Source organism: Mucilaginibacter sp. UYP27 (assembly GCF_040547175.1).
Lineage (GTDB): Bacteria > Bacteroidota > Bacteroidia > Sphingobacteriales > Sphingobacteriaceae > Mucilaginibacter.
The window spans coordinates 1-13,227 of record NZ_JBEPPE010000003.1 but is presented as its reverse complement, the minus strand read 5'-3'; the positions used below and the strand labels follow the sequence as shown (position 1 = coordinate 13,227).

Below are 13,227 nucleotides of genomic sequence, written 5' to 3'. Positions count from 1 at the left end.
TGTTTCTTTACTCGTGATATCTTGCTTCTCTATTCACTCCTCAAGCTTTTAACCGGATTTGCAATCGCAGCCCTTATTGCCTGGAAACTGATGGTTGCCAAGGCTACTATCATGGCCAATATGCCCGATACCGCGAATACCCACCATTGAATTTCTATGCGATAGGCAAAATCCTGCAGCCATTTGTGCATAAAATACCAGGCAAGCGGCGAGGCTATTAGAAATGACATCCCTACCAGCTTTATAAAATCTGATGATAACATGTTTACAATACCCGGCGTTGATGCACCCAGTACTTTACGGATCCCTATTTCGCGGGTACGTTGGAAGGTACTGTAGGATGCAAGGCCCAGTAGGCCAAGGCATGATATGGCGATTGCTAATATAGCGAAGTTGAAAAACAACTTACCAAAACGCTGTTCGGCACGGTATTGCCTGTCAAAAAACTCATCTAAAAAGTAATAACTGAAAGGCCTTTTCGGAATAGCCTCTTTCCACTTAGTTTCGATAGCGGCAAGCGTTGCAGGTAGGTTTTTGGCGTCAACTTTAATAGATATCAGGTCGAAGCCGCCCAACTCTACACGCATGCTTAGCGGTTTTATTTTTTCCTGTAACGACCGGAAGTGAAAATCTTTCATTACCCCTACTATTTTACCTTCGCGCCCCCACTGCTTAAAACGGCGGCCTATAGCTTCTTGCGGCGAATTGTAACCGAATAGCTTTACAGCTTCCTCGTTAAGTATCATGGCTTGCGATGTATCCGTGCTAATAAAATCACGGGAAAACGGCCTGCCTGCAACCATCTTGATCTTAAACTGATTCAGGTAATCAAAGTCGACGAAATACAGGTCCAGATTTGCAACCTGTAGGTCTCCTTTTTTATTTTCAATTTCTGAGTAGGCGCCACTGTTGTTCCCACCTGGCACGCTTGATGACTGCGATACCATTTTAACGCCGGGCAAGCCTTTTACCGATTGCTGAAAAGCATCTTTACCGGGGTCGCTGTTGGTATTCATCACCAGCATCTGGTCTTTAGAAAAACCAAGGTCGCGGTTACGCATAAAGTCCATTTGGTTATAAACGATTATGGTGCCGATAATAAGCGCTATCGAAATGCTGAACTGTGCTACCACAAGGCTTTTTCTTAACAGGTTACCTTTGGTGCCTGATGAAAACCGGCCCTTTAAAACCATAATAGGTTTAAACGACGATAACACCAAAGCCGGGTAAATGCCGGCCAAAAGACCAATGAGTACCGATGTGCCAAATAAGATAACCACGTAATATGGTGATGAAAAAATGCCGGGGCTAACCACCTTACCAGATAATTGATTAAACATGGGCATTAACAAGGCAGATAGCACCACGGTTATCACAAATGCTATCAGGCAAAGTACAACACTCTCGCCAATAAATTGAGCGGCCAGTTCGCCTTTTGCGGCACCCACAACTTTACGGATCCCAACCTCTTTGGCGCGCTCAACAGATCGCGCTGTAGTTAGGTTTATAAAATTGATACAGGCTATCAGCAATATAAATATGGCTACAATGCTAAATGTGTAAACGTTACTCATGCTGCCTACTGCCGAACCACCATGTGTAGAACGCAGGTAAACATCTTTAATGGGTTCTAATATTAAGGTTGCAAACATTTGTTGTTTACGGCTTTGCTCGCCATTGCGTTTCTCGATAAACGCCGGGAATTTTGACTGAAGCACTCTGGAATTTACACCCGGTTTTAAAAGCAGGTAGGTGTTTGCGCCATAATTACCCCATTGTTCATCTATCCCTTTCCTAAACTTTTGGGTTAGTGATGACATCGACATGATCATATCTGCCTTTATCTGCGAATTTTCGGGCAGATCTTTCATTAAGCCGGTTACCATAACGGGAATCGCGTCGCCGGTTAGCAATACGGTTTGGCCAACCGGGTCGGTGTTGCCAAAGTATTTTTTAGCAGCGGTTTCGGAAAACACCACGCTGGCTTGGGCGCTTAACGCCGTTTTAGGGTCGCCTTTTATAAGTTTAAAGTCGAACACTTTAAAAAACGCCGAATCGGCAAACAGGGTTTTTTCTTCTTGAAATTTAACGTTGCCTTTAGTTACCAAATAACTGCCGCCGCTAACCCTTACAAACGACTCGATCTCCGGGAAATCGAGTTTTAAATTGGGTGCGAACGCCCACGATGTTGCATCGGTGTTGATCGTTTCCGAAGGCGTTTTGATATCAGTTACCACACGGTATATCCGGTCTGCCTTGGTATGAAACTGATCATAGCTAAGCTCGAACATTACATACATGGAGATAAAGAAACACGCGGTTATCCCAACTGATAATCCTGTAATATTTATAAACGAGAAAACTCTATGCCTCCACAGGTTTCTTAAGGCGATTTTAAAGTGATTTTTTAACATGGTTTGGTTGTTGTATCCTATTAATTCAATTAATTATTCGCTTCGTAAACTTTTCACCGGGTTTGCCAATGCGGCCCTTATGGATTGAAAGCTGATGGTTAATATGGTTATGGTAATTGCAGTTATTGCAGATATTACAAAAACGCCGGGGCCTATAGTTATCCTGTAGGTGTATTTGTTAAGCCAGTTTTGTAAAAAGTATAATGCTATTGGCGATGCTATTACACAACTGATCACCACAAGTAAAACAAGATCTTTTGATAGTAAACACCACACCTGTGCTACCGATGCACCCAAAACTTTACGGACGCCTATTTCTTTAGTGCGTTGTTCTGCTACATAAGCCGCCAAACCAAATAAGCCAAGGCAAGATATAAATACCGCCAACGCAGTAAATACACCTGCCAGTTTTCCTACTAACAGTTCAAGATTAAACTTCTGGTTGTAATCATCATCAACAAAACGATAAGTAAAGGGATCGGCCGGGCTATATTTATTGAAAATTGTGGTAACTTTTTCAATAGCCTCATGTGTGTTAACATTCGGTGATAACCGGAAAATTATATTGCTGCCACCATTAAAAAAAAACATACTTGGGTCTGCTGCCTGGAAAGGTGAATCCATTAGCGCATCTTTTACTACGCCAATAATATGCATTTGCCTTCCAAATTGCCTGATACTTTGCCCTAATGGGTTAACTAACCGCAAACGTTTTACGGCTGCTTCATTTAAGATCACGTTGGTACTGTCAGCTTTTGCGTTGCCAATAAAATCGTGCCCGTCTTTTAGTTTCATACCAAGTGTCCTGAAATAATTTTCAGATACCATTATCAGTCCCATTTCCACAGTTTCACCTGCGTTTTTGCCGGGGAAATCACTTACATCGCCATGCCAGTCCACCCCTGTTGCCGGGCTTGATGACGTTGTAATGGCTGATACGGCACCGCTCTGCAAAAGCTCCTGTCTAAATGCTGGCATGTTTTTATTAATATCATCATTAGTCATGGTGGTAACTAACCTGTTAGTGGCGTAACCTGTAGGCCTGTCTTTAGCGTGCTGTATTTGCTGGTAAATAATAACAGTACTAATAATGAGCACGATAGAGCAACTAAACTGCAAAACAACCAGCGCCTTACGCGATATTGATGCTGATCTGGCTGTTTGCAAAGTGCCCTTTAGTACCTGCACCGGGTTAAACGATGATAAGTAAAATGCAGGCCTGCTGCCGGCCAGTATTGATGTAAGGAATGTACAGCCAAGTGTTATAGCCCAAAATAAAATATTAGTATAAGGCACTACAATAGCGGTGCCTGTAAGTGTATTAAATGAGGGTAATGTAAGCTGCACAAGCACAATTGCACATAAGAAAGCTATAAAGGTAACCACAACTGATTCTGTTAAAAATTGCAATATCAATTGTTTACGGTGCGAACCGATTGCCTTACGGATACCAACTTCGCGTGCACGTTTTTCTGACCGGGCGGTGGTTAGATTAATAAAGTTGATACAAGCGATCATAAGCACTAATGCACCAATAATACTAAAAATACGCACATACTCAATAAAGCCGCTAAGGGCTTTGCCATTTGTGTATGTGCTGTACAAATGCCAGTCATGTACGGGCTGCATTATTACATCAGAGTTTTTAGCGTTAACGTTATCCTCGTAATGCTCCATGTTTTTGATCTTTGGTGCAATCTGGCTGTATTTTATACCATCTTTAAGTTTAGCGTAAAGCTCAAATCCATTGCTCCCAAAATTTTGTTTACGCGCTTCCCTTACACCCGCATCCGCTATTTCGAAATAGCTAAACGGGATAATGTAGCTGAAATGAAAAGATGAATTTGAAGGCAGGTCTTTTAAAACACCGGTGACCTTTAAATTGTCTTTATTATCTACCTTAACCATTTGGTTGAGGGCGTTTTTTGTACCGAACAATGCCTTGGCTGTTGCTTCGGTTAACACGATGGAATATGGATCTTTAAGTGCATCGGCGTTACCCTGCAAAAATGTAAAGCGAAATATCTTTAAAAAATCAGCCCCTGCCTGTTTGCCGTCTAAGCGCAACTTTGTGTTGCCCACTATTAAGCCGTGCCCGCGTCCCCCATCGGTTTCTGCTACATATTCAATTTCGGGAAACTTAGTACGGAGCGCATCTGCAAGCTTCAGCGACGTGCTCGTAAAGGTTAGCGTATCGCCGTTGCTATTAAAATTTCGCTTAACCTGATAGGATTGCCCAAAGTTTGGCAAAAACTTATCATAAGAGTATTGGTAAGTAACCCACAACCCTATCAACAAGGCTACGGCCATACCTGCGGCAAGGCCCATTATGTTTATTGCGCTGTAAACCTTGTTATTGATAAGGTTACGCCACCCTATTTTGAAATAATTTTTTATCATGATGCTGAGGTTATCTTTAAATCAGATTCTGTCTTGATTCTTGCTTCTCAAGGTCTTGACTCTCTTCTATTCGCTTTTTAAACTTTTTACAGGGTTAACCAGCGCCGCTGTAATGGCTTTGTACCCTACCGTTATCCAAGCAATGATAATAGATGAACCGATAGAGATAACGAAAATGCCGATCCCCGGCTTTATTTTGTAGGTGAAATCCTGCAGCCACTGCTGCGTGAAGTACCATGCAATTGGCGCGGCAATTACAAATGAGACCACGATAAGCAACGTGAACTCTTTAGAAAACAAGTACACAATATTGGCAACAGATGCGCCCAAAGTTTTACGAATACCCACCTCTTTAGTGCGCTGTACCGCCATAAACGATACCATACCGTATAAGCCCAGGCAGGAGATAAAAATGGCCATGCCCGCGAATATTTTATACAAGATGGATAACTGATCTTCCTTTTTATAGAAACTGGCTATCTTTTCATCCAAAAACTTGTATTCGTAAATCTCTTCAGGAAATGTGGCTGTCCACAGTTTCTCTATCGCGGCAAGCGTTTGCTTTACGTTGGCAGGTTTTAATTTAATATTTGCCTTTTGATATTGCCCAGTCCACGTACCCATTAACACTGGTGGGATCTGCTCGCGTAACGAAGAAACGTTAAAGTCTTTCACCACCCCTACTATCTTCTGTGTGAGGTTTTTATCGTCCCAGAGGTTTATAGTTTTACCAATAGCTTCTTTAGGGTCGGTTACGCCAAGGTTTTTCAAAAGCGTTTCGTTTACCACATATTCTCTTACAGTATCACCCTTTGTGAACGGGCGGCCGGCAATAAATTTCATATTATACAGAGCGAAATAATCGGCATCCGCCCATTTCATGTTTACCCTAAAGTCTGTTTCCTTTTCGGCGTTATCGTATTTGATAGGGCTTGCCCCGTTCATATTGTCAGACGGGCTTGCAAAGCTGTAGCTTAAACTTTTCACGCCCGGTTGCTGGAGTATCTCACTTTTGAGCGCGCTCAGTTTCAATCGGCTTAAGCTGTCGTTTGGTAAGGAAACCGTTATAATAGCATCTTTATCAAAACCCAAAGCTGAGTTTTTAAAGTGGTTGAGCTGGCTGATGATCACAATGGTGCCGATGATCAACACCTGCGCAATGCCAAACTGTAACACAATCAGGCTTCTCCTTAAGGTTATCCCGTTTGATTTGCCACGGGTTATCTTATTCTTAAGCGCGGCTATCGGGTTAAAGCCCGATAAAATCAATGCTGGATACATGCCCGATAACAAGGTAACGCCAACCAATACCGCTATTAGGAACTCGATTATTACCGGGTTGGTAATGAAATTAGCGGTGAGTTGTATTTCCAATAGTTTATTTAACGACGTTAGTCCTAATTCGCTTAATCCAATAGCCAGGATAATAGAGAACAAAGTGATGATAAATGTTTCGCTCAAAAACTGCAATATCAACTGCCGGCGCTGGCTACCCAAAACCTTACGGATGCCAACCTCTTTTGAACGGTTAACCGCCTGGGCTGTAGCCAGGTTCACAAAATTCACACAGGCAATTATCAGCAAAAACAAACCAATAAGGCTTAAGGCCTTAATAAGGTCTTTACTAAATACCTGGTTGGTGTAAAGGCCGGCGCGGGTATCATAATGCATCGCGGCTAATGGCTGTAGCAGGAATGCATCCCTTTTTACGTCATCCGGTTTGTGTTTTTTAATGAAACCGACCAGGCTTTGATTAAAGCTTTTTTCAGTTACATTATTGGGCAATAAAACAAAACACGAATGTGAGCCGAATGTACTGCCCCAATCTTCCTGGTTGTTTTTATATTCCGTATTTTTAAGTGTGCTGTATGATACCGCTATGGTTATCGGCAAGTCGGTGTTGGTTGGCGGGTCTTGCATAACACCGGTAACCTTTAGGTCTAATGTGTTATTGTACCTGATGGTTTTGCCCATTGCGTTAACCCACTTACCAAAATACTTTTCAGCCACTTTTTTGCTGATGATAATGGTATTTGGTTCAACCAGTGCATTTTTCTTGTCGCCGGCCAGCCAGCCAAAATCAAACATCTTTATAAGCTGCGGTTCGGTAAAAAACACATCTGTTTCCTTAAAGCGCTTTACTTCGCCGTTGTTGGTTGTAATGCTTAATTGTTTGTTGTTATCATCAAATATGGATCCGATAAGCGGGATGTTTGAATAATCTACCCGCATGCCCCTGCTGGTTGGGAATGGCACACCGGCACGGTACTTCACTCCTTCGGATGAAGTGCGTTTAGCTAATACGCGATAGATGTGATCTTTGTTAACATGATAATTATCAAAGCTTGTTTCGAAGTTTATCACCAAAAAGATGAGCAAGCAAGCCGCTATCCCAACGGCCAATCCTACGATATTGATAATGGTATAACTCTTATTGCGGATCAAACTGCGCCAGGCGGTTTTAAAGTAATTTCTGATCATGATAATGTTTTAAATAGTAATTGTAAATACTAAAGCCAACGATTAATGCTTAAGGACTTGTCCTTAAACGTTAATTAAATATATGTATCAACTAATCTTCATTTCTACTCGCTTCTTAAGCTTTTCACCGGGTTTACCAATGCGGCCCTCACGGCTTTATAGCCTACTGTTATCCATGCTATGGCAATTGATGATACCATCGCCAGCCCAAACACCCCGGCTGTTAATGGGATTCGGTAAGCAAAATTTTGCAACCAGCCCGACATCATATACCATGCTACCGGCATGGCTATTGCAAAGGCGATGGAGATAAGGATCATAAACTCTTTAGAGAACAAGAATACGATGCTAAATACCGACGCGCCTAATACTTTGCGTACGCCTACCTCTTTGGTGCGTTGTATCGCCATAAAAGATACCAGGCCATATAAGCCAAGGCACGATATAAAAATGGCTATGAACGCGAAGATCTTGTAAACCAAAGCCAGTTGGTTTTCCTGCCTGTAAAACTGGGCTATGTTTTCATCAAGGAAGAAACCGTTGTAAGCATACTCCGGGTAAGTAGCTTCCCAAAGTTTTTGGATCTCTTTAGTTGTTTTGGTAAGGTTACGTGTCTGGATCTTGATAGCTGCCTGGGATAGTACCGACTTGCGTGGGGATATTATAATTGGTTTAACCGCGTCACGTAACGAATTGGTTTTAAAGTCTTTAACCACACCTGTTATTGGTGCCCATGCCCCTCTGCCACCAACGCGTATTGTTTTACCAATAGCGTCTTCGGCCTTCATCACACCCAATTTATGGATCAGGGTTTCGTTTACTACAACCTGGCGGGTAGTATCGCTTTGGTCGTAACCATGGCCGGCAGCGAATTGCAACCCAAACGTTTTAAAGTAATCGGCATCACCATATTTTAAAAATGTGGTAAATGTTACATCCTTAGTAGAGTTATTATAGTAGAAGTTAGTGCCCCAATTATTGTCTGATGATGGCGCATCCGAAGCAAAACTCATTGACTTTACATCCGGGTTTTGTAACACATGCTGTTTAAACGACTGCATTTTGCTCAGGCTGAGGCTATCAGTGTAGCCGGGAATAATCAATACCGCGTTTTTATTAAAGCCAAGGTCCGCATCATTTACAAAATTCATCTGGTTAACGGCTACAATGGTACCGATGATAAGTAATTGCGCAATAGCAAACTGAGCTATAACCAAGGCCCTGCGTAACGGGATGCCACCTATAGAGGCGGCAGTTATTTTATTTTTAAGCGCGGCAACCGGTTTAAAGCCCGATATGACCAATGCAGGATAAATACCAGATAATAGTATCACGGCGAACATGGTAACAACAAGGAATAGTACAGTGCCTGTATTCAATAATGCAATATCATCCGGCACGCTTGCAATATTTTTAAGATAAGGCAATGCTATTTTTGCCATCGAGACAGCTAATATTACCGAGAACAGGATTACCATTGTTGTTTCGCCTATTACCTGTGCTATAAGCTGCTTGCGTGTGCTGCCTAATACCTTGCGGATGCCCACTTCTTTAGAACGGCCTACAGATTGCGCAGTTGACAGATTGATGAAGTTGATGGATGCCATCAGGATAATTAAAATGGCAATAAATGTTAGGGTATTTAAAGTGGCTTTGCTGGTCAGGTGGTCGCCCAGGGTGTTGCCCACCCTGGTATCAAAATGCATAGCGCTTAATGGCTGTACCAAATGCTCGCGTACCGAAAGTGTTTTTTCATTCAAATTCTTTTTGGTAAAACCTACCAGTTGCGACTCGAAACTTTTTTGACTAAGATTTGAAGGCAGCTGTGCAAATACCTGGTGGTTACTGCTGATAGAACCCCAATCAGTATTATACTGATAACTTTTACCGCTTTGTTTCCAGGTGATGTATGATACCATTATTTTCAAAGGGATATCGCTATTACTTGGCGAATCGTCCACAACACCCGCAACGCGCAGGGTTAGGGTATTATCCATTTTAATGGTTTTACCAACGGCGGTATTCCAGTCGCCATAGTATTTGGTGGCGATGGCTTTGCTGATGACGACCATATTTGGCTGCGAAAGTGCATCCTTTGTTCCGTTTAACCATTTGGTTTGGAAGATATCGAAGAATTGCGGCTCTATAAAAAACACACCAATTGGTTCGATGAATTTTTTGTCGGCGGCCGCGTTATTGGGGTCTGCACCGGGAACCGTCATTTGGCTGCCGTAGCTGCTGTTTAAAGCGGCAAATTTCACCTGCGGAAAATCTAAGTGTAAAGCATCAATGGCCGGTACCGATACGCCGGGATTGTAATTTACACCATCCTCGGCAGTTTGCTTGGTAATGAGGTGATAGATGTCTTTGAAATTGCTGTTAAAAGTATTGTAGCTAAGCTCGAATTGCAGGATAACAAATATGAGCAGGCAGGCACCAATGCCAACGCTTAAGCCCGATATGTTTATAATAGAATGTGCCTTATGACGGATGATGTTTCTCCAGGCAATTTTAAAATAGTTCTTTAACATTGTGATGGTAATTTGCTTAACAATAGTTAAAACGTATACCAAAGTATTAAATACCTATTTATCAGATGTTTATACAAATAAAAAAGCGTACGCTATGTACGTAACTGTAACAGTATGTGTTCGGTATTGATACAGTTGAGTATGGCAGTCGAAAAGACCGGAAGTCCGAAAGACAAAGATTACCTTTCGGACTTCCGGCCATCTGACTTTCGGACATTAACTCAAAACCCAAAATGCTTAATATAGGTATCCAGGTCCTTATCCCCCCTGCCTGATAGACAGATCACCACGTTATCGTTTTTCTCGAAAGTCATTTTTTCTAAATAAGCCAGCGCGTGCGCGGTTTCAATAGCAGGGATAATGCCCTCCATTTGCGAGCATAGCAGGCCTGCATTAAGGGCTTCTTCATCTGTTATGCTCACGTAACTGGCGCGGTTAATTTTGTAGAGGTGTGCGTGCTGCGGGCCAATGCCCGGGTAATCTAACCCGGCAGAAATAGAGTATGGCTCAACAACCTGCCCGTCGTCGCTTTGCATCAGTATGGTACGGCTGCCGTGCAGTACACCTTCCCTGCCTAAAAATGTAGTAGCCGCCGAGTGGCCGCTATCAACACCTTTACCCGCTGCCTCAACCGCAACCAGTTTTACAGATTCGTCATCAAGGAAATGGTAAAACATACCCATAGCATTACTGCCACCGCCCACACAGGCCATTACATATTGCGGTACTTCGTTACCGGTTTGCTCTAAAAGCTGCTTTTTAGTTTCTTCGGATATAATGGATTGAAACTTTGCCACCATATCCGGGTATGGGTACGGGCCCACTACCGAGCCGATAATGTAATGCGTATCTATCGGGTTGCCTATCCAGTCGCGCATGGCTTCGTTGGTGGCATCCTTAAGTGTTTTACTGCCGGATGTTGCCGGTACAACCGTTGCGCCCAGCATTTTCATCCGGGCAACGTTTGGCGCCTGGCGCTCCATATCTATCTCGCCCATGTACACCACACATTCTATACCTTTTAAGGCACAAACGGTGGCCGTAGCTACACCATGCTGACCTGCGCCTGTTTCGGCAATGATGCGCTTTTTGCCAAGACGTTGTGCCAGCAAGATCTGCCCTATGGCATTATTTATTTTGTGCGACCCTGTGTGGTTCAGGTCTTCGCGTTTGAAAAAGATGTTAGCGCCATATTTTTCAGAATACCTGTCTGCACGGTACAAAGGCGAGGGGCGGCCAACGTAATCTTTTAATAGTTGGTTAAACTCGGAAATAAAGCCTGGGTCGCTCATTATTTTAATATATTCCTGCCTAAGCTCTTCCACATTAGGGTACAGCATTTCCGGGATGTATGCACCGCCAAAATCCCCGTAATATCCTTGTTCGTTAACTCCGTATTTCATTGTATTTAAATTATTGTTCCGATAGCTATCGGGATAGTGATTGAAAGGAATATTTTACAATTTCAACTTTTTAACCTTCAACTTTTACCTTATCAAATGCTTGTTTTAATTTATCTATATCTTTTAAAGCCGGCGATAACTCGAACTTACTATTTAGGTCTACGCCGTAAAATGCCGCGTGTTTAATTTGCTTTACCTCGTCCAGATTATCCAAACTTAACCCGCCCGATAAAAAGAACGGTACATCCAGTTTGTAGCTATCCAGTATAGCCCAATCGAAAACCATGCCCGAACCACCATGCATGGGCGTTTTAGTATCGAACAGGAAAAAATCAACTGAATTTTTGTAGGCGCCCAACCGTCCAAAATCAAACTTTTCATCTATCCCAAACGCTTTTATCACTTGCACCTCGTGCATGTACATATCGCAAAACTGGGGGCTTTCGCTTCCGTGCAATTGTATGGCATCAAACTTATATTTATAAATCAGTTTACTGATACTGTCAGCATCTTCATCCACAAAAACGCCTACTTTAATGATATCCGTTGGGATGTTTACCAACTCGTCATCATCCATCCCCCCAATAAACCTGGGCGATCTATCATAGCAGATAAAGCCCATATAGTCGGCTTTTAAGGCCTCAACAGCCTTAATGTTATCCGTGTATTTTAAACCGCAAACCTTTATCTTCATGGCTTAGTTGGCTATCAAAGTTTTGAAGCTATGCAAAGCTTTTTTGCTAACAAGCGCTTCTTCCGCTTCGTAAAAACAATCTGCAAAGCTTTTTTCCGGGTGGATGGTTTTGATAGCCATTGCGGCGTTGCTTAGCACTACGTTTGTTTGTGGCAAGGTAGCTTCGTCGTTCAACACGCTCATAAATATCTCGGCCGAATCGCCAACGGTATGTCCGCCGGTTATCTGGTCTTCGGCCAGTTTCTCAAAGCCAAGGCTCTCAATACTGTTTATTTTTTCTCCTTCGGATGAGAAGGTCTTAAAATCGCAGGTAAGCGAGATCTCGTCATAACCGTCCAGGGCATTCAGGATAGTGTATTTTACGTTAGATTTTTGGTAAAGGTATGCATAGATCCTTGCCAGCTCCAGGTTAAACACGCCAACCATTTGGTTTTGCGGCTTTGCAGGGTTCACCAAAGGGCCAAGCATATTAAAAAATGTTTTAACCCCCAACTCGCGGCGAATGGGTGCAACGGTTTTCATAGCCGGGTGAAAAAGTGGCGCATGCAGGAAACAGATATTTGCCTTATCAACACTGCGTTTTAGCGCGTCGGTATTGTTAGTAAATACATAGCCCAAATGCTCCATCACGTTAGACGAACCACAGCCCGATGACACGCCGTAGTTACCATGTTTAGCCACCTTATACCCTGCCCCTGCCACCACGAATGATGCAAGGGTGGAAATATTGAAGGTGTCTTTACCATCACCACCGGTACCACAAAGGTCTATCAGTTCGCCTTGTTCAAGGTCGATAGGCAGGCAAAGTTCCAGCATTGCATCGCGGAAACCTTCCAACTCGTTTACAGTAATGCTGCGCATACAATAGGCCGTAATAAAGGCTGCCATTTGCGAGTTATTAAACTTACCCAAAGCAATATCCTTTAGGATATCTTTCGATTGCTCGCGGGTAAAGGTCTTATGTTCAAAAAGATGATTAAGTATCTGTTTCATTTATTAAGGCATAAAAAAAGGGTTACCATGTGGCAACCCTTCTGTATATTTTATAAAAAAACAAAAAATGAGGTTGCCTTACGAATTCTCGTTAAGCCACCACCAATTGTTGTTTAATATTTGGACTTTCATTTTGTTAAGCAAATATGGAAATTGTTTTCACTAAAAGCAAGCATTATGATATTTTTACGGATAACAATTAGTGAATTATAGATTTAACCCGTTGTGCGGTTTAAACTGCAAGAGCATGTTTGATCAGGTTAAGGGGTTTATTATTTAAGAAATTTAGATATTGGAGAGCAGCAATACTA

Annotated in this window: 7 protein-coding genes; all 7 read right to left on the bottom strand. The window is 42.5% G+C overall.

The features are described from left to right. Window positions 1–29 precede the first annotated feature (29 nt). Complete coding sequence (locus ABIB39_RS11675) at window positions 30–2,414, bottom strand: ABC transporter permease (RefSeq protein ID WP_354430142.1); 2,385 nt, start codon at window positions 2,412–2,414, stop codon at window positions 30–32. A gap of 33 nt (window positions 2,415–2,447) precedes the next feature. Next, a complete protein-coding gene (locus ABIB39_RS11670; RefSeq protein WP_354430140.1) occupies window positions 2,448–4,814 on the bottom strand; it encodes an ABC transporter permease in 2,367 nt (788 codons plus the stop codon). A gap of 66 nt (window positions 4,815–4,880) precedes the next feature. Further along, window positions 4,881–7,295, bottom strand: coding sequence for an ABC transporter permease (locus ABIB39_RS11665; RefSeq protein WP_354430139.1), 2,415 nt, complete (start codon window positions 7,293–7,295; stop codon window positions 4,881–4,883). Between the two features lie 104 nt (window positions 7,296–7,399). After that, window positions 7,400–9,826 (bottom strand): ABC transporter permease, encoded by a 2,427-nt coding sequence (locus tag ABIB39_RS11660; RefSeq protein ID WP_354430138.1) that lies wholly within the window; start codon window positions 9,824–9,826, stop codon window positions 7,400–7,402. 221 nt (window positions 9,827–10,047) lie between these two features. Beyond that, a complete protein-coding gene (gene trpB / locus ABIB39_RS11655; RefSeq protein WP_354430137.1) occupies window positions 10,048–11,229 on the bottom strand; it encodes a tryptophan synthase subunit beta in 1,182 nt (393 codons plus the stop codon). A 70-nt stretch (window positions 11,230–11,299) separates the two neighbouring features. Next, window positions 11,300–11,923 (bottom strand): phosphoribosylanthranilate isomerase, encoded by a 624-nt coding sequence (locus tag ABIB39_RS11650; protein WP_354430135.1) that lies wholly within the window; start codon window positions 11,921–11,923, stop codon window positions 11,300–11,302. A gap of 3 nt (window positions 11,924–11,926) precedes the next feature. Next, window positions 11,927–12,916, bottom strand: a complete 990-nt coding sequence (gene trpD, locus ABIB39_RS11645; RefSeq protein WP_354430133.1) for an anthranilate phosphoribosyltransferase — start codon at window positions 12,914–12,916, stop codon at window positions 11,927–11,929. Window positions 12,917–13,227: the final 311 nt, after the last annotated feature.

Excerpts from the sequence above, each read along its gene's own strand:
- trpD (WP_354430133.1), bottom strand. The coding sequence starts at position 12,916 with ATGAAACAGATACTTAATCATCTTTTTGAACATAAGACCTTTACCCGC.
- ABIB39_RS11675 (WP_354430142.1), bottom strand. The coding sequence starts at position 2,414 with ATGTTAAAAAATCACTTTAAAATCGCCTTAAGAAACCTGTGGAGGCAT.
- ABIB39_RS11650 (WP_354430135.1), bottom strand. The coding sequence starts at position 11,923 with ATGAAGATAAAGGTTTGCGGTTTAAAATACACGGATAACATTAAGGCT.
- ABIB39_RS11670 (WP_354430140.1), bottom strand. The coding sequence starts at position 4,814 with ATGATAAAAAATTATTTCAAAATAGGGTGGCGTAACCTTATCAATAAC.
- trpB (WP_354430137.1), bottom strand. The coding sequence starts at position 11,229 with ATGAAATACGGAGTTAACGAACAAGGATATTACGGGGATTTTGGCGGT.
- ABIB39_RS11660 (WP_354430138.1), bottom strand. The coding sequence starts at position 9,826 with ATGTTAAAGAACTATTTTAAAATTGCCTGGAGAAACATCATCCGTCAT.
- ABIB39_RS11665 (WP_354430139.1), bottom strand. The coding sequence starts at position 7,295 with ATGATCAGAAATTACTTTAAAACCGCCTGGCGCAGTTTGATCCGCAAT.